Origin of the sequence: Polaromonas sp. YR568 (assembly GCF_943371715.1) — a bacterium.
Lineage (GTDB): Bacteria > Pseudomonadota > Gammaproteobacteria > Burkholderiales > Burkholderiaceae_C > Polaromonas.
Window position 1 is genome coordinate 36,829 of sequence record NZ_CALRVW010000019.1, and the last position, 20,899, is coordinate 57,727.

14 protein-coding genes are annotated in these 20,899 nt (G+C 67.0%); 7 read left to right on the forward strand and 7 right to left on the reverse strand.

The window, feature by feature from the left end:
* Positions 1-173: 173 nt before the first annotated feature.
* Positions 174-3,755, reverse strand: coding sequence for an indolepyruvate ferredoxin oxidoreductase family protein (locus AAG813_RS14065; RefSeq protein WP_341916168.1), 3,582 nt, complete (start codon positions 3,753-3,755; stop codon positions 174-176).
* A 177-nt stretch (positions 3,756-3,932) separates the two neighbouring features.
* Between AAG813_RS14065 and AAG813_RS14070 the strand changes: the two genes are divergently transcribed.
* Positions 3,933-4,418: an Lrp/AsnC family transcriptional regulator gene (locus tag AAG813_RS14070; protein ID WP_341916169.1), complete on the forward strand. Its 486-nt coding sequence runs from the start codon at positions 3,933-3,935 to the stop codon at positions 4,416-4,418.
* Positions 4,419-4,549: 131 nt separating this feature from the next.
* Positions 4,550-5,107 carry a hypothetical protein gene (locus AAG813_RS14075; protein ID WP_341916170.1) on the forward strand — a complete coding sequence of 186 codons (558 nt, stop codon included), beginning with the start codon at positions 4,550-4,552 and terminating at the stop codon, positions 5,105-5,107.
* Between the two features lie 11 nt (positions 5,108-5,118).
* Here the strand turns inward: AAG813_RS14075 and AAG813_RS14080 are convergent, their stop codons facing one another.
* The gene (locus AAG813_RS14080) at positions 5,119-5,472 is read right to left on the reverse strand and encodes a hypothetical protein (protein WP_341916171.1); all 354 of its coding nucleotides are present in this window, start codon (positions 5,470-5,472) and stop codon (positions 5,119-5,121) included.
* Positions 5,469-6,674: an MltA domain-containing protein gene (locus AAG813_RS14085; RefSeq protein ID WP_341916172.1), complete on the reverse strand. Its 1,206-nt coding sequence runs from the start codon at positions 6,672-6,674 to the stop codon at positions 5,469-5,471. The genes AAG813_RS14080 and AAG813_RS14085 overlap by 4 nt, the downstream gene beginning before the upstream one ends.
* Between AAG813_RS14085 and AAG813_RS14090 the strand changes: the two genes are divergently transcribed.
* Positions 6,622-6,771 carry a hypothetical protein gene (locus tag AAG813_RS14090; RefSeq protein WP_341916173.1) on the forward strand — a complete coding sequence of 50 codons (150 nt, stop codon included), beginning with the start codon at positions 6,622-6,624 and terminating at the stop codon, positions 6,769-6,771. The two genes, AAG813_RS14085 and AAG813_RS14090, sit on opposite strands and share 53 nt — an antisense overlap.
* Here AAG813_RS14090 and AAG813_RS14095 read toward each other — a convergent pair.
* The 4 genes from AAG813_RS14095 to AAG813_RS14110 are packed head-to-tail and all read right to left on the reverse strand — an operon-like array spanning position 6,766 to position 14,481.
* Entirely contained in the window at positions 6,766-7,392 is a 627-nt protein-coding gene (locus AAG813_RS14095; RefSeq protein ID WP_341916174.1) for a response regulator, read from the reverse strand. The two genes, AAG813_RS14090 and AAG813_RS14095, sit on opposite strands and share 6 nt — an antisense overlap.
* Positions 7,393-7,415: 23 nt before the next feature.
* Positions 7,416-9,491, reverse strand: a complete 2,076-nt coding sequence (locus AAG813_RS14100) for a PAS domain S-box protein (RefSeq protein WP_341916175.1) — start codon at positions 9,489-9,491, stop codon at positions 7,416-7,418.
* Positions 9,488-10,294, reverse strand: coding sequence for a carbon-nitrogen hydrolase family protein (locus tag AAG813_RS14105; protein ID WP_341916176.1), 807 nt, complete (start codon positions 10,292-10,294; stop codon positions 9,488-9,490). The genes AAG813_RS14100 and AAG813_RS14105 overlap by 4 nt, the downstream gene beginning before the upstream one ends.
* Before the next feature lie 2 nt (positions 10,295-10,296).
* Positions 10,297-14,481, reverse strand: a complete 4,185-nt coding sequence (locus AAG813_RS14110; protein WP_341916177.1) for a YhdP family protein — start codon at positions 14,479-14,481, stop codon at positions 10,297-10,299.
* A gap of 57 nt (positions 14,482-14,538) precedes the next feature.
* Between AAG813_RS14110 and glnE the strand changes: the two genes are divergently transcribed.
* The 4 genes from glnE (at position 14,539) to AAG813_RS14130 (ending at position 20,896) form a co-directional block, all read left to right on the forward strand.
* Entirely contained in the window at positions 14,539-17,325 is a 2,787-nt protein-coding gene (gene glnE, locus AAG813_RS14115) for a bifunctional [glutamate--ammonia ligase]-adenylyl-L-tyrosine phosphorylase/[glutamate--ammonia-ligase] adenylyltransferase (protein WP_341916178.1), read from the forward strand.
* A 133-nt stretch (positions 17,326-17,458) separates the two neighbouring features.
* A complete protein-coding gene (locus tag AAG813_RS14120; protein WP_341916179.1) occupies positions 17,459-18,172 on the forward strand; it encodes a CerR family C-terminal domain-containing protein in 714 nt (237 codons plus the stop codon).
* Positions 18,169-19,659 carry an efflux transporter outer membrane subunit gene (locus tag AAG813_RS14125; RefSeq protein ID WP_341916180.1) on the forward strand — a complete coding sequence of 497 codons (1,491 nt, stop codon included), beginning with the start codon at positions 18,169-18,171 and terminating at the stop codon, positions 19,657-19,659. Before AAG813_RS14120 ends, AAG813_RS14125 begins: the two co-directional genes overlap by 4 nt.
* Positions 19,660-19,720: 61 nt before the next feature.
* Positions 19,721-20,896, forward strand: coding sequence for an efflux RND transporter periplasmic adaptor subunit (locus AAG813_RS14130; protein ID WP_341916181.1), 1,176 nt, complete (start codon positions 19,721-19,723; stop codon positions 20,894-20,896).
* Positions 20,897-20,899 lie beyond the last annotated feature (3 nt).

Genomic DNA, 20,899 nt, shown 5'->3' on the forward strand with positions numbered 1-20,899 from the left:
GGCGCCCACTGGTCACAGCGGGGGCGAGGAAGGCCGATTGTATGCGGCCGGGTGGATGTCAGGACTTGTAACCCTACCGGTTTTCGCCCTTTGCAGGCCATTGCCGGCCGGCAAATGCAGCCAGCCGGGCCTTTTCACGCGGGACGCGACCTCTGGCTTGGCCCGGCGGGTCCTCAGGCAGCCCGCTGGCGCTCGCTGGAGGCCGGCTGGCGGAACGCCGCCATCGCGGCGCTCCATGCTTGCCGGGCAGCCTCGACATGGCGTGCCTTGACGTGACCATAACCCTTGATGAGCTCAGGAATACGCGCGATGTCCAGGGCCGCGGCATGGTTGGCCGCATCCAGCGTCCGCAGCACCTCCTCGATGCTGGCCTCGTATTGGGCAATCAGTTCGCGCTCCATCCTGCGCTCTTCGGTGCGTCCGAACGGGTCCAGCGCCGTACCACGCAAGCCCTTGAGCCTCGCCAGCAGCTTGAAGCCGGTCAGCATCCAGGGGCCGAATTTCTGCTTTTGCAGCTCGCCCTTGTCGTTCTGCTTCGCAATCATGGGCGGCGCCAGGTGGTAGTTGAGCTTGAAGTCGCCTTCAAACATCGCGTCGACCTTCTCGAGAAAGCTGCGGTCGGTGTGCAGCCGCGCGACCTCGTACTCGTCCTTGTAGGCCATCAGCTTGAACAGGGACTTCGCGACGGCCTGCGTGAGCAACGTTTTTCCGAGCGCCGATTCCGCCTGCTGGACCCGGTTCACGAAACTTTCGTAGCGCCTGGCATAGGCCGCGTTCTGGTATTCCGTCAGAAAGGCCACGCGGCGTGCCACCAGCTCAGGCAGGCCCTGGCGCGGGGCCGGCATGCTGATGACTTGTGCGGAAGCAAACAGCTTTTCCACCGAGGGCAGGTCGTGGGCCGCGCGGCGGCCCCATTCGAAAGCCGTTTTGTTGTTGTCCACCGCGACCGCATTGAGCTCGATGGCACGCATCAGCGACGCGTATTCCAGCGGAATCCACCCTTTTTGCCAGGCGTAGCCCAGCATCATCGGGTTGGTGTAAATGCTGTCGCCCATCAGCTTGATGGACGCCGCGTCGGCATTGAAGGCACCCACACCGGCCACCCCGACGGCCTTGGCGATTTCCGCGGCGCAGGCCTCGGCCGGGTTCTGCCAGTTGGCGTTGTGCACAAACGCCGCCGTCGGTGTGCTGTGGGAGTTGAGCGCCACGTGGGTGCGACCCTCGCGCATGCGCAGCACCGTTTCCTTGCCGGCCGTCACGATGGGGTCGCAGCCAATGATCAGGTCGGCGCCGGCCATGCCGACACGGGTGGTGCGGATATCGTCCTGGCTCGCGCCTATCAGCACATGGCTCCAGGTCGCGCCGCCTTTTTGTGCCAGTCCACCGGCGTCCTGCGTGACGATGCCCTTGCCTTCGATGTGGCCGGCCATGCCCAGCAACTGCCCGATGGTGATGACGCCGGTGCCGCCGACGCCGGCCACCACGATGCCCCAGACCGCGCCGTTGACACCTTGTGTCGCGGGAATCTGCGGCTGCGGCAGGGCGCCCATCTCGAACGGTGAAGCCGCCTTGCCCTTGGCCTTTTTCTTGAGCTGGCCACCCTCGACGGTCACGAAGCTCGGGCAGAAACCCTTCAGGCAGGACATGTCCTTGTTGCAGGTGGACTGGTTGATCTGGCGCTTGCGGCCGAACTCGGTCTCCAGCGGTTCGACGCTCAGGCAGTTGGACTGCACGCTGCAGTCCCCGCAGCCTTCGCAGACCAGCTCGTTGATGACCACACGCACCGCCGGATCAACCATCGTGCCGCGCTTGCGGCGCCGGCGTTTTTCAGTGGCGCAGGTCTGGTCGTAAATGATGACCGTGGTGCCCTTGATCTCGCGGAACTGCCGCTGGATGGTGTCGAGCTCGTCGCGGTGGTGCACCGTCACGCCTTCGGCCAGCGCCACACCGTCGTATTTTTCCGGCTCATCGGTCACCACGACGATTTTTGCCGCACCTTCGGCCCGCATGGACTGCGCAATCTGCACCACCGAGAGGCCTTCCGGCCGCTCGCCGATCTGCTGGCCGCCGGTCATGGCCACTGCGTCGTTGTAGAGAATCTTGTAGGTGATGTTCACGCCCGAGGCAATCGACTGGCGCACCGCCAACGAGCCGCTGTGGAAGTAGGTGCCGTCACCGAGGTTGGCAAAAATATGCTGGTCGGTCGTGAAAGGCTGCTGGCCGACCCAGGGCACGCCCTCGCCGCCCATCTGGGTGAAGCCCGACGTGCTGCGGTCCATCCACAATGCCATGAAATGGCAGCCGATGCCGGCCATGGCGCGCGAGCCCTCGGGCACCTTGGTCGAGGTGTTGTGCGGGCAACCCGAGCAAAACCAGGGCTGACGGTCGGCCTTGACTTCCAGCACCTGCAGCGAGCGTTCCTTGGCTTCCAGAATCGCCAGCTGCGCGTCGATGCGTGCCGTCATGTCGCTGTCCAGACCCAGCTTGCGCACGCGCTGGGCAATCGCGCGGGCGATCAGCGAAGGCGACAGGTCGGCGTTGGCACGCAGCAAGGTGTTGGCCGTCGGGTTCGGCATGGACCACTCGCCGCCGCTGAAGTCACCCTCGACCTCGTTGAACTTGCCGTAGATGTTGGGGCGCACATCGGCGCGCCAGTTGTAGAGCTCTTCCTTGAGCTGGTACTCGATGACCTGGCGCTTTTCCTCGACCACCAGGATTTCCTGCAGGCCGGTGGCAAATTCGCGCGTGCCCTGCGCTTCCAGCGGCCAGACCACCCCCACCTTGTGCAGGCGAATGCCGAGCTGGCGGCAGGTGGCGTCGTCCAGGCCCAGGTCGATCAGGGCCTGGCGCGTGTCGTTGTAAGCCTTGCCGCTGGCAATGATGCCAAAGCGGTCGTTCGGGCCTTCGATCACGTTGTAATTGAGCCGGTTGGCGCGGATGTAGGCCAGCGCGGCATACCATTTGTAATCGAACAGGCGCGCTTCCTGGTCCAGCGCCGCATCCGGCCAGCGGATGTGCACGCCGCCCGGCGGCATCTGGAAATCAAGCGGGATCTTGATCTGCACGCGCTCGGGATCGATCATCGCGGTGGCGCTGGATTCGACAATTTCCTGGATGGTTTTCATGCCGGCCCAGACGCCCGAAAAGCGGCTCATGGCAAACGCGTGTATGCCCAGGTCCAGGATTTCCTGCACGTTGGTCGGGAAAAACACCGGCAGGCCGCAGGCCTTGAAGATGTGGTCGCTCTGGTGCGCGGCGGTGGAGCTCTTGGCCACATGGTCATCGCCGGCGACGGCAATCACGCCGCCCCAGGGGGTGGTGCCGGCCATGTTGGCGTGTTTGAACACGTCGGAGCAGCGGTCCACGCCCGGCCCCTTGCCATACCAGATGCCGAACACGCCGTCGTACTTGTTGGTGCCCGGTGGCGAAAAGCCCAGCTGCTGGGTGCCCCACAGCGCGGTGGCGGCGAGTTCCTCATTGACGCCGGGCTGGAACACGATGTTCTGCGCCTTCAGGTAGCTCGATGCCTTCCACAAGGCCTGGTCATAACCGCCGAGCGGCGAACCGCGGTAACCGCTGATGAAGCCGGCGGTATTCTTGCCCTGCAGGGCATCGCGCTGGCGCTGCAGCATAGGCAGCTTGACCAGCGCCTGGACCCCGCTCATGAAAGCCTGGCCGTAATCGAGGCTGTATTTGTCGTCGAGCGTGACCGTCTCGAGGGCTTTGCGGATGTGTTCGGGAAGAGGGGCGTTCATCTTGTCTCCAGTCGTGGGGCTGACACCGCTTTGTAGGCAGCGCGAAAAGGCTCACACCCGGATAGGGTGATGCCTCTATATAGGAGCAAAGTGTAGGCGTGATGGCCAGATAAGTCTTTGCTTTTTATGCCTTGTTTAAGGCGCTTCAAGCAAGATTCTTGCTTAAAATTACCCTCCATGGAAACACTCGACAAGTTTGACCTCGCGATCCTGAATGAATTGCAGACCGACGGCCGCTTGAGCAACGCCGAACTCAGCACCCGCGTCGGCCTCAGCGCCGCGCCGTGCTGGCGGCGCGTCAGGGCTCTGGAGGAAGGCGGCTTCATCAAGGGCTACCGCGCGGAGATCGACCGGCACAAGATCGGCCTGGGCGTGCTGGCTTTTGTGCGCCTCGATGCGGACCGCAACACCGGCGATGCGACCAGCGCGATGGAGGAAGCCATCCGCAAATTGCCCGAAATCATTGCCTGTCACTACATCAGCGGCACCGGCACCTTCGAGTTGCAGGTGGTGGCCCGGGACCTTGACAGTTTTTCGCGCTTCGCCCTGAAAAGCCTGCTGAACCTGCCCAACGTGAAGGACATGCACACCAGCTTTTCGCTGGGCGAGATCAAGTCCAGCAGCGTGCTGCCCCTGGGCCACTTGTCAGACAAAGCCCCATGACACGCCGCACCATGCCTGTTTGCCGCTCCCACGCAGCCTTGGCCCTGTTTGCAGTGCTTTTTATGGCTCCAGCCCTTACTGCACGCGCACAATCAGCTCCCGATTTGATAGCAAATCAGGCGCCCCTGCCGATGCGCAACCTGCAAATCGAGGTACGCCAGGTGCGCGACAGCAGTCAGTCCCGGAACACCCTGGGCGCCGCCGGCACAGTGCGCCTGCAGCCCGAGCACTCTGGAGGGCAGGTCCACCTCGAAGCGCAAAGCAGCCAGCGAACCGGGTCGGACGACGTGACCCAAAGGCTGCTGGTACTGAACGGCCGCAGCGCCAACATCCTGCTGGGCACCAGCGTTCCCTTGCGGCTGCTGCACAGCTTTGTGCAAAACGGCATCGTGCGTTACGGCAGCGGCACGGTGCTGGTGACCGCGGGCAACGGCTTTGCAGCCCGGCCGCTCTGGCGTGGCGGCGACAGCGCCGAGCTGGAACTGGCTGCCGTGCAAAGCCCACGCAGCGCGACGTCGCCACCCGCGGATTCCCGCGTGGTGACGACGCTGGTTGCACCGCTCAATGAATGGGTGACCGTGGCCCAGTCGGAGGAAGACGGCACCGGCAGCCGTTCCGGCTTGTTCACCACCACGCAGTCGGCGACCCGCTCGACACTGACGGTGCAGCTGCGGATTTCGGTGCGTTAGGGAAGCGCTTCCTAAGGGCCTTCTTTTCCATCCCGCACGCAGCGCGCCACCAGCGGCAGCAAGGGGTAACGCAGCACCGCCTCGCGCCCGCCCGACCCCAGGCCAAACTCGGCGCGCATGCGCGGGTTGCTGTACACGGGCTGCGAGGCGCCTTGACCGCCAGCGTCGCGGAAAAGCACGTCGGAGGCGCGCGAACTCTCGATCAGCGCGCTGTCATCGACAAACCTCACGCTGAAATCAATGCCGTGTTCACAGCGGTAACGCGCGGGCACTGACCCGGTGCCGGTAACGGCGCAAGCCGAGAGCAAGGCAGCCGCAGCGAGCAGCAGGCCGCAGCGGGGGAGAAAGGTGGACGGCAGGTTCATTTGGGCCACAACACCCACAGGCGCAGGGGCTGGTTCACGCGGCTGGCGAATTCGCCGGCTTGCGGCCCCGTCCCGGCAAAATAATCGGCCCGCACGGCACCCACAATGGCGCTGCCCGTGTCCTGCGCAATCACGAGTTTTTGCAGGTCCGCCGCCGCGCCGCGCGAGGCGAGCCAGACCGGCGTGCCGTAGGGAATGCTTTCGCGGTCCACCGCGATCGAACGGCCGGGCGTGAGCGGCACACCCTGGGCGCCGCGCGGGCCGTAGGCCGCGTCCATATCGCTCAGGGCCTCCTCGCGGAAAAAGATGTAGCGCGGGTTGCTCCACAGCAGTTGCGGCACGCGCTGCGGATTCTGCGCGGCCCAGGCCTTGGTGGATTCGGTCCAGGGCGCGTTCATCCGGCCCTGGCCTTGATCCATCAGCCACTGGGTAATGCTGCGAAAAGGCTGGTCGTTGGAACCGGCGAACGCCACCCGCACGGTACGCTGCGAACCACCGGCGTCGGTGATCGCCAGCCGGCCCGAGCCCTGGATGTGCAGCGACATTGCATCAATCGGATCGGCCAGCCAGGCGATCTCCCGCCCGCGAAGCGCGGCCTGCGCCTCGGGCAACGTCTCGATTTCCTGCCGGGTGTACCAGGGCTTGCGGCTGCCCAGACCGGCCGGCGGCTGGTACAGCGGCACCGGGTAGGCGGCACCGGGCTGCCGACTGGCCCGGAGCACGGGTTCGTAATAACTGGTGAGCAGCCCCTCGGCCGAGCCTTGCAGGGTTTCGACGCGGTAAGGCTGCAACCGGCCCAGCATCCAGGCACGCTGCTCCGCCCCTGTTGCAATGCTCAGGCGCCGCACCTCGCCACACAGCGGGGCAAACACCGGCCCGGGCCGCTCACAGCTTTTGAGCCAGGCGTTCCAGGCCTCGAACAGGGCGTCGTTTTCAAACCCCGGCAGTTCGCTCCAGGCCACCGGCACCCAGCGGCTCTTGCCGCGCAGCATGGCGGCCGGCTCGGCGCCTGATCCGGGACGCGCAGGCACACTGGCCGCGGCGGGCGTCGAAGGCAGGGGTGCAGGCACGGGCGCCGTCGCGCAGGACACCAGGCCCAGCACGGCGGCGATAATGACAAGCGTCGGTGTTATCCGGGAAAAAACAGTCATGGCCTTACTTTTACTCGAAGCCCTGGGGGCCTTGCTCATTCTGGTTTTCATTGTCTGGTGGACGATGTTCTCCGGCCGCAACAAGGGAGAACTCAAAAGCGATGTCCCGCGTGAGGCACCGCCGGAAAAACCCGGCGATCCGCTATAAATTACGGAGCAGATTCGCCAACTCCACCGCCGACTTTACCTGCATTTTGTCAAAAACCCGGGCCCGGTGCACTTCCACCGTGCGCACGCTGATGTCGAGCTGGTCGGCCACCAGCTTGTTCGGCAGACCCTCCACCACCAGCGCCATCACGTCGCGCTCGCGCTCGGTCAGGCCTTCCAGGCGCGCACGCAGGCCGGTGTGCTCGCTGAGCTGGGACAGTACCCTGGCGGACTGCATCAGCGCCTGCTCGATGCGGTCCACCAGCGCATTGTCGGAAAAGGGCTTCTCGCAAAAATCGAAAGCACCGCGCTTGACGGCATCGACCGCGGTCGGCACGTCGGCGTGACCGGTCAGAAAAATCACCGGCAGGGTGGGCAGCAGGCCATACCCGATCAGTTTTTCGAACATGGCCAGCCCGCTCATGCCGCCCATGCGCACGTCGAGCAGGGCACAGGAGGGCGCGCTGACGGTGAACGGCGCCGAGATCCGCTCGTCGAACGCCTCGGCGCTGGCAAACGTCTCGCTGGTCAGGCGCCGCGAACGCAGCAGCCAGGCCAGCGCCTCGCGCACGCTGGCATCGTCATCGACGATGTAAACCGTGGCGTTGTGGATGGGTTCCATGGCAATTCCTTCGCGGGACAGGTTCAGGCGGACGTTTCGGCCGCCACGACGGCGGTGACCGCGGCCGGCAATGTAAAGGTGAAAATCGTACCCTGAGGCTGGGCCGCCTCAAACCCCAGAAACCCGCCGTGCTGCTCGATCACCGTGCGACACAGGCTCAGCCCCAGACCCATGCCTTCGGCCTTGGTGGTGAAAAAGGGGGTGAACAGCTGGCGCGCCACCTCCTCCGAAATGCCTTCGCCATGGTCGATCACGGCAAACTCCACCCAGCGGCTGTGGGCGTTGGAGGCCGCCGGCCGCACGCGCAGGATCAGCAGCTTGTCGGTACGCCGGCTCTTGTCCGTTGACTGCATGGCCTGCATGCCATTGCGCGCCAGGTTCAGCAGCACCTGCTCGACCATGGTCCGGTCGCACAACACCGGCTCGCAACTTTCGTCCACCTGGATCAACACCCGGACCCCGAGCTTGCGCGCCTGCAGGCTGACCAGCGGCAGCACCGCGTCCAGCAGGGCGCGCGGCGCGACGGGCTCGCGCACCTGGTCGCGGCGACGCACAAAGTCGTGCACGCTCTTGATGACCTTGCCGGCACGTTCGGCCTGTTCGGCGATGCGGCGCATCGCCAGCTGCAGGTCCTGGTGGTCGGGCGGTTGCGATTCGCCGGCCACCGCGTTCTGCAGCAAGTTCAGCGAACCGGTCGCATAACTCGAAATGGCCGCCAGCGGCTGGTTCAGTTCGTGGCTCAGCAGTGACGCCATCTCGCCGACCGTGGCCAGCCTGGCCGTGGCCTGCAACCGGTCCTGGCTGGCGCGCGACAGCTCCTCGATGCGCCGCTGTTCGCTCACATCAAGAATGGCGCTCATCCAGCCGGTCTGCTTGCCCACGGCGTTGATCAGCGGTGCCTCGATGATCAGCACCGGAAAACGCGAGCCGTCCCGGCGCATGAAAACAGACTCGAAGCCTTCCCGCGGCAGGGTCGCGCCGGCCAGTCGCCGCGCCTGCCGCTGCTCGTACTCCTCGACCTGCTCGGGCGGCCAGTACGGCGGCGGCGTGCCGTGTTTAAGCAACTCGGCGGCTTCCAGCCCCACCATCTGGCAGAAGGCCGGGTTAACGTAAGTCACGCGACCCTGCAAGTCCCTGGCGCGCATGCCGGTGACCAGCGAGTCCTCCATCGCCTTGCGAAAGGCCAGCGCGTCGGCCAGGTCGTGCTCGACCTTCAGGCGCCGGCGCATGTCGCGCCCGAGCAGCGCCAGCACGGCGACCAGCGCCAGCGACATGGCGGCCACCAGCGCGGTCAGCAGGTTGGGAAACAGGGCGGGCGTGCCGAGCTGGCGCTCCAGCCGCAGAACCATGGTGTTGCCCGGCAAGTCGAGCAGCTGTTGCGCGACATAGACCCTGTTGCCGCGGGCCGGGTTGCCGTACATGGCCAGACGGGTGCCATCGGCCTCGGTGAACGCCAGGCCGTGACCACGTGCGAGTTGCCGGCCCACCAGCTCGGACAGGATATCCTGCAGCGAATAGGTCGCCAGCAGGTAGCCCGCCAGCTGCCCGCCGGCGAGTACCGGCAGGCACATGTCCAGCACCTCCAGGCCCAGCCCGTCGGCCTGCGGCAGGAAGTAGCTGCTTGAATAGGCCGGGCCGCTGAAACGGCGCGCCGCCGCGCAGGCAAAACTGACGTCGGTCTGCGCACTGGCACGCCCGAGCCGCTCAAACACCGAAGGCCGGTAAGGCGTTTCCGCATAGGCGACCGGCGCCAGCGCCACATTGCGCCACTCCAGCCGCAACATCTCCCGGTGTTCGTGCAGCAGCGCGGATGCGGACCCACGCCAGGCGGCCGGATCGGGGCTGCTGGCCTGCAAGGCCTGGATACCCTGGACGTTGCGCGTCAGTGCGGCGCGAATGTCGGTGGTGGTCTGTACCGCGTCCTGCTCGAGCCGGCTTTGCACCTGGCTGGACTCGTAACGCCCGGCAAGCCAGACCAGGGTGGACAACAGGCCGAGCAGCAGGGCCACCAACAGCGCCCACAAGCCCCAGCGCCGGCTCCAGCGCGGCCGGTCCGAAGACGGTTCGGCGCGGCGGACCGCCTCGTCGTGCCCGCTCACAACACCCCGTGGTCCAGCGCGGGCAGCTGCAGGCGAACCGCCCGCAACCTGTCCGCGCTCACCTCGGCCATGACCACGGCGGGGCCCTGGGCCTGCTCACCCAGCACTTCGCCCCAGGGATCAACCACCAGGCTCTGACCCCAGGTGCGGCGCCCGTTGTCGTGTTCGCCCCCCTGGGCCGCCGCCACCACGTAGGCCAGGTTTTCAATCGCGCGCGCGCGCAGCAGGACTTCCCAGTGCGCCCGGCCGGTGGTCTGCGTGAAGGCGCTGGGCACCAGCAGCAGGTCCGCCTTCATGGCCCGGTACAACTCGGGAAAGCGCAGGTCGTAACAGACGCTCAGGCCGACCCGGTAACGGTGACCATCGACCGAGGGCAGCTCGAAGGTCACCGGCGCTGCGCCGCTTTCAATCACACGCGACTCGTCGTACTGCTCCAGCCCGTTGTCAAACCGGAACAGGTGAATCTTGTCGTAACGCGCGACGCACTGTCCCGACGGCGCATACACCAGCGAGCTGTTGCGCACACGCTGGCGGTCGCTGGCGCCGAGCGGCACGGTACCGCCCACAATCCAGAGCCCCAGTTCACGCGCGGACCGGGCCAGAAAATCCTGGATGGGTCCCGCGCCGGGGGCCTCCTGCACGGCCAGCTTGTCGGTGTCCTTCAGGCCCATCACGCAAAAATACTCGGGCAGCAACGCCAGCTCGGCGCCCTGCGCGGCCGCACGCTCCAGCAAGTGCCTGGCCATGGCCAGGTTGGCGGGGACGCTGGTCCCCGAGACCATTTGAAGGGCGGCGACGTGCATGGCTACTTCCTTGCTCCGGTGTCCTCGTCGGGCTTCTCGCCGGGCTTGACCTCGGCCGCGGCCTTGCGATCCACCTTGGTGATTTTCGGGTTGGTCCAGGTGCCGTCAATGTGGAATTCCTGGGTCGCCGCCTCGGTCAGCGGGCGCCGCAGGAAATACTGGGCCAGAAAGGAACCCAGGCCAATCGCCGGATTGATGACGGTGGCAATCAGGGACGCGGTGCCGGCGTTGATCTCCGGCACCACCACCACCGTCAGGTCCTGGGTTTCTTTGGCAATGTCGGCCTTGCCTTCCATCAGCACGGCGGCGTTGACGCCCTTCATCTGCAGGTTGTTGGTAAACGCCAGGCCCTGGTTGATGCTGACGTCGCCACGCACGAAGTCGAAGGAAAAACCGTCCGAAAACACATCGCGGAAATCCAGTGTCAGGCGCCGCGGCAGGGCCTGCAGGCTGAGCACCCCGAGCAGCTTGGCAATACCCGGCTCGGCCTTGAGAAACTGCCCCGAGGCCACATTCACATTGAACTGCCCGCTCAGGCTCGGGTAGTCCAGGCTCAGCGGCGAGCCCACCCAGGCGATCTGGCCTTCGAGCTTGCCCTTGCCGCGACGGATCACATCGCTCATGCCGAAACGCTTGAGCAGTTCACCCGAATCGGCAATGTCCAGCCTGAAATTCATGACGCTGCGGCGCCGCTCGGCCGTCCCGCGCGCCCCCCCCGCAGCGACCGGCTGCTGCGCGTTGACGGCCACCCAGTTGCCGGTGGCCGTCAGTGTGGCCTCCGGCACGATGACATTGAGCTTGTTGAGCCGCCACTCGCGCACGCCCCCTTCGCGGGCCACCGTCCCGGCGCCGCGGTTGATGGCTTCGATTTCAACCCGGCCCAGTTTCTTGCCGCGCAGCTCCAGGTCTTCCACCACGATGTCAAGCGCCGGGACGTTGGCAGGCTGCTCGTTGAGGATGGCCTCGACCTCGTTGGCCGTGCTCTGGCCCAGGCTCAGGCGTGACAGGCGCGCATACAGCCGGCCGGCACCCGCGCCCCCGGGCTGGCGAAACTCGACGTAGCCATTGAGTTCGGTCGCGTCGATGTTGGCGCGCCAGGTCAGGCCGTCACGCGATCCGCCCAGCACGACGTTGTTGAGTTTTCGCCCGTCGAACAGCAGCTCCCTGGCGCGTATCGCCATGGTGGTCGGCAGATAACCCATCACGGCGCTGGCGGGGGTCAGTCGCTCGGCCGGCGCCGCGGCCACCGGCGCCGCGCCGGTGGCCAGCACTTTTTCCCAGGCATCGATGTCGACACTCGCGAGATTGATGTTGGCGGCCACTCCGCTATCGGGCAAGGGCGCACTTTCACCGGCCTCCAGGCCGACGGCAATGCTGCCGCGCAAGACACGCGGCTCCGGCCCGCTGATGTCGCGCAGGTACTGCACCGAGGCCAGCCGCCCCACGCTCAGCGACAACTGGTCCTGCAGCCCCGCGCCGGCCGCGCCGCGCACGACCGTGTTGTCAAAACGCACGGGCAGGGCGGTCTCGGCGCCCTTGTTCAGGGGAGCCGGCAGGCTCAGGGCCATGCCCTGCAGGTTGCTGGAGACACTGATCTCGGTCGCGCCGCGCCGGAACCCGAGGCTCGCGGTGTAGGCAGCGCTGCCACTGGCACGGCTGCCCAGGCGCGACACCAGATCGAGCCCCCGGGCCTGCCGCAGCCCCTCGGCGCTCAGGGTGCCCTGGGCCCGAATCAGCACGGTGGCGTCCGGAAACTCCGCGGGCCGCGCCGCGCCGGCCTGCGCCGTGCGCGTGCCGCCCTCCAGACGCACGTCGCCGCCCAGCAGGCGCGCCTGCCCGCCACTGATGGCAAAACCACTTTCGGTAAAGCTCACCAGCGCCTTCGCGCGCGTGAGCTGCGGCGTGTCCGGTGTGAACTGCACATCGTTGCCTGCCAGGCTGACACTGCCTTTCACTTTGGACTTGTCGAGGTCGGCCAGCGGCAGGCTCAGTTCAAGCTTGTAGCCGGCCGCCCCGGTTGCCACGGTGGTGGCCAGCGCCTTGCCGGTGATGTCCCCCAGCGGTGAGGTGTTGACGACCGCCACCGCCTCGGCCAGCGGGCCCTTGATCTCGCCCGTCACCTGCACCGTGGCCGCGTGCATGAGGTCCGGAATCCGCGCATCGGCCTTGACCACCTGCAGCCCGGGGAAACCGGCGATACGGCCGGTCGCGCCATTGACCTGCATGGAGGCACGGTCAAACACCAGTTCGCCATCGAGTTCGCTCAGGGCCGGCCAGGCGCTGGCATCACGGGGTTGTATCGACCGCGGCACATAGGCCAGGGTGGTCTTGGCCACCCTGGCCGACACCCGGAACTCGCCGAGCCTGGGGTCGGCAAACGGCATGTCATTCAAATTGCCCTTGAGCCGGAATTTCACGTCGCTGAGCGCACCCTGGGTCACCGCATCACGCACATAGTGGCGCACCGTGTCCGGCAGGATCAGGGGCAGGTAACGATGCACCCGGCCGCCGTCGCCACGGCTCAGGCTGCCCTGCAAATCCAGCACACCGGGAAAGCGGCCGTCATGGGCAGTGCCACCGGCAGGCGCCGCCGGGGCGTCGGCGGTGTGCCAGCTGGCCTGCGCGCTGCCCTGGGCATCGGCGTTGGCAAACACCAGGTTGCGCAGCTGCAAGTCGATTTTCGGGCCGTTCAGCTTCCATTGGGCATCGGTCGAGAGCTGCTCGAACGGCACGCGCGGGTCTTCGAAAATGCCGGGCAAATGCAATTCACCCTTGGTGATCCTGACTTTGGCCTGCCCACCCTGATGGGTCAGGTCAAACTCCACCGCCGCGCCCCGCACCCCGGGCCGGTTGCCGACCCCCTGAGCCGCTGCCTGGGCTGCCACTTCAAGCTGCGACACCCGGCCCTTGGCCGCATAGCTGAGCGGCGCATCGAGTGCGCCCTGCCAGCGCGCTTCAACCACGTCCACCAGGCCCTTGGGCATCAGCGAAGTGAGCATGGCATGCGCTGCATCGCCCAGCGGCAGCCGGCTGGCGATCAGCGCCAGCGCGGCGAGATCGAGTTTGTCCGCCCGGAACTCGCCGCGCGCAGCCGTCTTGCCTTCGGCACCGGTATAAACCAGCGACACATTGCCGCCCGGCCACTGCAAACCATCGCGGGTGCGAAACTGCAGCCCTTCGGTGGCAAACTCGAAGCCGTTGGCGAACTGCCGGCCGCCAAAACGGCCGCTCACCGCCTGCAGCGCCAGCGGCTGCAGGGCCTTGCCCAGTTGCGCATCCACCGCCAGCAGCGCCACATCGGCCGTGCCGCCGGTGATCTGCCCGTTGCTGACATCGGCCCAGGCCCGCAGCGCGCCGCTGCCGGCCCGCAGGTCGATGCCCAGACTCGCCAGGTCGGCGTAACGCTTGACCTCGGACACATCGACCCGCCCGAACTCGGCATACATCTGCCCGGCCCAGCGACGCCATTGACCGGCGCCGCCTGACCACAGCGACTCGCGAAACACGCCGCGCAGGCTGAACCGCTCGCCCCATGCAGGCGGCGGCGTCGCATCCAGGCGCATCAGGTGGCGGCGGCCCGGGTTGCGCAAGGTCCAGTCCACCTCGGTCAGGGCCAGCAACGGGACTTGCCGCAGGTCGTCGGTCCAGCGCACCGTGCCGCCGCGAACGACAAATTCGGTTTGCGAAAACACCCAGTCGGCGATGGCGTTGCTGTCGTCGTTGGGGTCGCGCGACACATCGAGGCCGGCCACATAAATCTTGCCGTCGGCCGTACGCCGGATGTCCAGTTCGGGCCGGTCAATGTAAAGCTGCTCGAAACCCAGACCCCACAGCGAGGATGGCGAGACGGCTGCCAGCACGCGCGGCAGGCGCAGGGCTTCGCGCCCCTGGGCGTCCAGCAGCGCCACATCACGCAGCTCGAAGGACGGAATCAGCCCCCCGGGCCGGGCCGTGATCTGGCCGATGCGCACCGGTACACCCAGGGCCTGGCTGGCTGCCGATTCCAGGCGCGGGCGGAATTCACCGATTCGCGGCACAATCCAGCCGTGCAGCACGGCCCAGGCCGCGCCGAAAAGCACCCAGAAAGCCAGCACCAGGCCCAAGGCCAGGCGGGCAACCAGCGCGGCAATTTTGAGACGTCGAGAGGCAAGCGCCGGCTGGGAGGGTGTCGTTTGATCCATGGACATGAGAATTATGACCTTCAGCGCTTCCGTCCGTTCAATGCAACCCAGGGAAGTCCTGTAATGTCCATGCCATCGACCGACCTTTCAGCCCAGCCCCTGGCGGCATCGGGCTACTCGCGGTTTGTGCAGCGCATACGGCGGCGTTACGCCGCTGAGCTGGCCCTGTTGCCCCCCGGCGCACCCGAGCGGGCCGGCATGCAGATCACCTACGACGCCTTGCAGGCAGGCGGACTGGACACCGGCGCGGCCCTGCGGGTGCTGCGCCAGCTGGTCATGGAGCGTCTGGTGGTGCTTGACTGTGATGGTGGCCAGGCGCCGCTGCAGGTCATCACCAAGGCCATGACCGAGCTGGCCGAGCTGGCGCTGGACATCGCCATCTGCGAGTCGCGCAAGCCGCTGGACGCGCTGCATGGCGCTCCCCAGGCGCTCGACGTGCCGGGCGCCCCGGTCGGGCAACGCGCCCAGCTATGGGTGATCGGCATGGGCAAGCTCGGGGCCAGGGAGCTCAATGTCTCCAGCGACATCGACCTGATCTACGTCTATGACCACGACGGCGAGACCACCGGCCGGGAAGATGGCCGGGGCGTCATTTCCAACCATGAATATTTCGCGCAGCAGGTCAAGGCCATCTACAACCTGATTGGCGAAGCCACCGAACACGGTTTTGTGTTCCGGGTGGACCTGGCCCTGCGGCCCAACGGCAACTCGGGCCCGGCCGCCGTCTCGCTGGGCGCGCTGGAAGAATACTTCCAGGTCCAGGGGCGCGAATGGGAGCGTTTTGCCTGGCTCAAGAGCCGGGTGGTGGCGCCGCTCGAATGTATCCAGAACGGCTCGGCCCAGGCCATGCGCGGGTCCGTCCTGCCTTTTGTCTTCCGCCGCTACCTTGACTACAACGTGTTCGACGCGCTGCGCATCCTGCACCGGCAGATCCGCGAACACGCCGCCAAGCGGGCCGCCGGCCACCCCGAACGCGCCAACGACGTGAAGATGTCGCGCGGCGGCATCCGCGAGATTGAATTCACCGTGCAACTGCTGCAGGTGGTGCGCGGTGGGCAGTTCCCCGAGTTGCGCACCCGCCCGACGGTCGATGCGCTGCAGCGCGTGGCGAGCGCCGGACTGATGGCGCAGGCCACGGCCGAGGCCTTGATGCGCGCCTACGATTTTCTGCGTCGCGTCGAGCACCGCATCCAGTACCTCGACGACCAGCAAACCCATGTGTTGCCGACACGCGATGATGATCTGGCCTGGATCGCCCAGACCCTGGGTTACAGCAGCTGCTGCCCGTTTCTGAGCGAGCTCGACATGCACCGGGAGCTGGTCGCCCAGGAGTTCGACACGCTGCTGGGTCAGAAAAGCGAGTGCAAGGGCTGCGGCAAATCGGCCCCGGCCGCACCGCAAAACCTCGACGAGTTGCTGGAAAAACTCGCGGACCAGTGGCCCGACAAATTCCGCGCCCGGCTGGAGTTGTGGCGCGAGCACCCGCGCGTGCTGGGGCTGCGCGACGACGCCAGGACGCGCCTGGCGCGGCTGGTGCAGCGCACCGCCCAGTGGCTGCTCGAAGGCAAGGTCGGCGAGGATGCGGCGGTGCGCATCATCGACTGGATCGAGCCGCTGCTGCGCCGGGAGAGTTATCTGGCGCTGCTGGTGGAGCGTCCCGCCGTGCATGAGCGCCTGCTGCGCCTGCTGGGCGCGGCCAAATGGCCGGCGCGTTACCTGCTGCAGCACCCGGGTGTGATCGATGAGCTGGCCAGCGACGCCATGCTGCATGAACGTTTTGACGCCGCCGCCTTCATGCAGGAGCTGCAGCAGCGGCTGGCCGCCCTGCGCCGCACCGGCGAGGACGACGAGGAAAGCTGCCTGAACCTGCTGCGCCGCGCGCACCATGCCGAGCTGTTTCGCACGCTGGCGCGCGACGTCGAAGGCCAACTCACGGTCGAGCAGGTCGCCGACGACCTCAGCGCGCTGGCCGAAGCCGTGCTCAAGGTCACGACCGACTGGTGCTGGCAGCGCCTGAAAAACCGCCACCGCGAGACACCGCAGTTCGCCATCATTGCCTACGGCAAGCTGGGCGGCAAGGAGCTCGGCTACGGCAGCGACCTGGACATCGTGTTCGTCTATGACGACGAGGACGAGCGCGCCTCGGAGGTGTATGCCGCTTTTGTGCGCAAGCTGATCAACTGGCTGACCATCAAGACCGGCGAGGGCGACCTGTTCGAGATCGACACCGCCTTGCGGCCCAACGGCAACTCGGGGTTGCTGGTCACGCGTTTCGAGGCGTACGCCAATTACCAGCAGCAGCGCGGCAGCAACACCGCCTGGACCTGGGAACACCAGGCCATCACCCGCGCCCGATTTGTGCAGGGCAGCGACGCCCTGCGCCAGCGTTTTGACGCCGTGCGCCTGGCGGTAATCAGCGCGGCGCGCGACATTCCGGCACTGCGCCGCGAGATTGTCGCGATGCGCGAGAAAGTGCGCGCAGCCCATCCGATCAGGGGCGAAAAAACCGGGGAAAAATTCGACGTCAAACACAGCCCTGGCGGCATGGTGGACGCCGAGTTTGTCGTGCAGTTTCTGGTGTTGTCGCAGTCGCGCAGCCACCCCGAGCTGGCCGACAACGTGGGCAACATCGCCTTGCTGCAGCGCGCCGAAGCCGCCGGCCTGCTGCCCGCCGGGCAGGGCCAGGCGGCGGCCCGCGCCTACCGCGCGCTGCGCCGGGTGCAGCACCAGGCGCGCCTCAATGAGGAGCCGACCCAGGTGGTGCCATCGGTACTCCAGGCTGAACGCGAGGCCATCCTCGCCGTGTGGCACACGGTGTTCGAAAGCACGGAGCTCCACCTCGAAGCCTGAGGACGGCGGAAAGGGGCGCTGCGGGGCAGGGCCCGTGGCGCCCGCCCATGAAGACGCCTGGACGTCGCGCATTAAATTAAAACAATTGTTTTAATTAAATCAATCGTTTGATTTATGTGGTCCAATCGGGCCCATGAAATCCTCCCTGCCTGCCCACCCACCCGCCAGCGGCCCCGAAGCCCGCAGGCAGCGCGCCGACGGCGCCGAAGCCCGGGCCCACCTGCTGCTCACAGCCCTGAAGCTGTTCGCCGAAAAGGGCTTTGCCAAAACATCGACGCGCGAGATTGCGCACGCGGCCGGTGCCAACCTTGCCGCGATCAGCTACTACTTTGGCGACAAGGCCGGGCTGTACCGCGCGGTTTTCACCGAACCGCTGGGCAAGCCCTGCGACGACCTTGCGCGCTTCCTGCCGGCGCACCTGACGCTGCGGCAGGCGCTCGAAGGGTTTATCGGGGGTTTTCTCGAGCCCCTGAAGCTGGGCGACCTGGTGCAACAGCTGACGCGCCTGCACTTTCGCGAAATGCTGGAACCCACCGGCCTGTGGGCCGAGCAACTCGACAACAACATCCTGCCGGCGCATGCCGCCCTGGTGGAAGTGCTGGGCCGTCATCTGGGCGTCACGACACCCGACGACGATCTGCACCGGCTGGCGTTTTCCATCGCCGGGCTGGCCATGCAGACCTTCATCAGCCGCGACCTGATCGTGACGGTCCGGCCGCAGCTGATCGCCACGCCCCAAGCCATCGACCTGTGGGCCGCGCGTCTGGTGGATTTTGCCGAGGCCATGGTCGCGGTGGAACGCGCCCGGCGCCAGCCCTCCCTGCCCGTGAAAAAGAACAAGCCATGAGAAAAACCCGCTTCATCGCCGTTGCCCTGGTGCCGCTGCTGCTGGGCGCCTACGCCCTGCAAAGCCCGCCGGCAGCGGTTTCTGCCAACGCCCCGGCGCAATGGTTTGCCCCCTTGCCGGCAGCCGCCGGCAGCGCCGGCCTGCCGCACAACGGCGCCCTGACCGACCTGACCCAATGGTGGCAGCAGCAGGGCGACCCCCTGCTGGTCGAACTGATCGCCGCCGCCCAGGCGGTAAGCCCGACCGTGGCCACGGCGCGGTCCCGCATCGAGCAGGCGCGTGCCACGCGGGTGGGCGCCGGCGCCGCCCTGCTGCCCTCGCTCGATGCTTCCGCCAGCGCCAGCCGGGGCCGGTCGCAACCGCCGACCGGGCCCGGCGCAGCGCCGGTGACCACCACCCTGCAGTCCGGCCTGCAGGCGAGCTGGGAAATCGACGTGTTCGGCGGCCGGCTGGCCGGCCGCGATGCCGCCGGCGAACGCCTGGCCGGTGCCCGGGCGCAGTGGCACGACGCACGTGTGTCGGTGGCGGCCGAGGTGGCCAACCAGTACTACAGCCTGCGCACCTGCCGCCAGCTCGAGGCGGTGACACGGGCCGATGCCAGCTCGCGCGGCGAGACGGCGCGTCTGTCGGGGCTGAGCACCGGCGCCGGTTTCACCGCCCCGGCCACCGACGCGCTGGCACGCGCCAGTGCGGCCGAAGCCAGCGGCCGGGCCATCCAGCAGCGTGCCCAGTGCGAGCTCGACCTGAAGGCGCTGGTGGCCCTGACCGGCCTGGCCGAGCCGGACATCAGGCAAAAAGTGGCCGCAGCGCCCGATCTGCCTCCGCAACCAGCTATGATTTCAATAGCAAATGTGCCGGCCAGTGCGCTCGCGCAGCGTCCCGACGTGTTCAATGCCGAGCGCGAGGTCGCGGCCGCCAGTGCCGAGGTCGGCAGTGCCCAGGCCGAACGTTACCCGCGCCTGAGCCTGAGCGGCGCCATCGGCAGTTCGCGTTTTCGCGCCACCGGCGTGACCACCACCCTCGACACCTGGTCCATCGGGCCGCTGGCCCTGACCCTGCCGCTGTTCGATGGCGGCCGCCGCGCGGCCGACGTCGATGCGGCGCAGGCGCGTTACGAGGAAGCCGCCGCGCTGTACCGCGCGCGGGTACGGCAGGCGGTGCGCGAGGTCGAGGAAGCCCTGGTCACGCTGCAGAGCACGGCCGAGCGCGAAGGTGATGCCCAGACTGCGGTGACCGGTTACCGCGCGTCCTTCACCGGCACCGACGCGCGTTACCGCAATGGCCTGGCCAGCCTCGTTGAACTGGAAGACGCGCGCCGCGCGCAACTCGGTGCCGAAACCGCCTTGGCCACGCTGCAGCGCGAACGCCGGTCGGCCTGGGTGGCGCTGTACCGCGCCATGGGCGGCGGCTGGACACCGGCCATGACCGGCCCTGACGCCGGCCCTTCGGCCTCGTCGAATGCCCAGGCCGCGTCCGCCCGGCCCTGAGCTCTTCCAGCTCTTCTTTTTTTTCTCCTTTTGACCGTCCCTGTTTGATTCCAAGAACACCATGAAAAAATTCAAACTCAAACCCGTTGCCGTGATCGCCATCGTTGTGGCCGCGGTGGCCGCAGGCGCCTTCTTTTTCCTGTCGTCCGGAACATCCGGGGACGCCGCGGCAGACGCCAAGGCCGCGCCCAAGCCGGCCCTGACCGTGACCGCCGCGCAGCCGCAGCCGGCGCGCCTGCCGCTCACGCTGGCCGCCAATGGCAACATCGTGGCCTGGCAGGAAGCCATCATCGGCTCCGAATCGAACGGCCTGCGCCTGACCGAGGTGCGGGTCAATGTCGGCGACGTGGTCCAGGCCGGCCAGGTGCTGGCGACCTTTTCAACCGAAAGCGTGCAGGCCGACGTGGCCCAGGCGCGCGCCAGCCTGCTCGAAGCGCAGGCCAGCGCGGCCGACGCCGCGGCCAATGCCGAACGCGCGCGCACGCTGCAGAACTCGGGCGCACTGAGCACCCAGCAAATCAACCAGTACCTGACGACAGAAAAAACCGCGCGCGCGCGTGCCGAGGCGGCGCAGGCCGTGCTGGGCGCGCAGCAGCTGCGCGGCCGGCAAACCCAGGTGCTGGCACCCGACAGCGGCGTGATCTCCGCGCGCACCGCCACCGTGGGTGCTGTCGTCAGCGCCGGCACCGAGCTGTTTCGGCTGATCCGCAAGGGCCGGCTCGAGTGGCGCGCCGAAGTGACCTCGGCCGAACTCGGCCGCATCACGGCCGGCACCACGGCGGTCGTGCGTCCCGCCAGCGGCGGCGAGATCCAGGGCCGCGTGCGCATGATTGCGCCCACGGTCGATCCGCAGACCCGCTCAGCGCTGGTCTATGTCGATCTGCCCATTCTGCCCGCCAAAAATTCGCCCGCGAAGGCCGGCATGTTTGCGCGCGGCGAGTTCAACCTCGGCGCCTCGGACGCACTGACGGTGCCGCAACGCGCCATCGTCGTGCGCGACGGCTTCAACTTCGTGTTCCGCCTGGCACCCGACAACCGCGTCAGCCAGGTCAAGGTGGTGACGGGCCGGCTCGCCGGCGACCGGGTCGAGGTGCTCTCGGGTCTGACGCCCGATGCGCGCATCGTGGTTGATGGCGCTGGTTTCCTCAACGATGGCGACCTGGTCCGCGTTTCCGAAACGACCGAATCAAAACAGGCTGCACCCTCTGCCCCGCCTGCGCCAACTGCTACGAAATAAGGA

Coding starts and splice junctions, on each gene's coding strand:
- AAG813_RS14075 (WP_341916170.1), top strand. CDS start 4,550: ATGCGCAACCTGCAAATCGAGGTACGCCAGGTGCGCGACAGCAGTCAG.
- AAG813_RS14065 (WP_341916168.1), bottom strand. CDS start 3,755: ATGAACGCCCCTCTTCCCGAACACATCCGCAAAGCCCTCGAGACGGTC.
- AAG813_RS14125 (WP_341916180.1), top strand. CDS start 18,169: ATGAGAAAAACCCGCTTCATCGCCGTTGCCCTGGTGCCGCTGCTGCTG.
- AAG813_RS14130 (WP_341916181.1), top strand. CDS start 19,721: ATGAAAAAATTCAAACTCAAACCCGTTGCCGTGATCGCCATCGTTGTG.
- AAG813_RS14110 (WP_341916177.1), bottom strand. CDS start 14,481: ATGTCCATGGATCAAACGACACCCTCCCAGCCGGCGCTTGCCTCTCGA.
- AAG813_RS14105 (WP_341916176.1), bottom strand. CDS start 10,294: ATGCACGTCGCCGCCCTTCAAATGGTCTCGGGGACCAGCGTCCCCGCC.
- glnE (WP_341916178.1), top strand. CDS start 14,539: ATGTCCATGCCATCGACCGACCTTTCAGCCCAGCCCCTGGCGGCATCG.
- AAG813_RS14085 (WP_341916172.1), bottom strand. CDS start 6,674: ATGAAAACCAGAATGAGCAAGGCCCCCAGGGCTTCGAGTAAAAGTAAG.
- AAG813_RS14095 (WP_341916174.1), bottom strand. CDS start 7,392: ATGGAACCCATCCACAACGCCACGGTTTACATCGTCGATGACGATGCC.
- AAG813_RS14080 (WP_341916171.1), bottom strand. CDS start 5,472: ATGAACCTGCCGTCCACCTTTCTCCCCCGCTGCGGCCTGCTGCTCGCT.
- AAG813_RS14090 (WP_341916173.1), top strand. CDS start 6,622: ATGGCCTTACTTTTACTCGAAGCCCTGGGGGCCTTGCTCATTCTGGTT.
- AAG813_RS14120 (WP_341916179.1), top strand. CDS start 17,459: ATGAAATCCTCCCTGCCTGCCCACCCACCCGCCAGCGGCCCCGAAGCC.
- AAG813_RS14070 (WP_341916169.1), top strand. CDS start 3,933: ATGGAAACACTCGACAAGTTTGACCTCGCGATCCTGAATGAATTGCAG.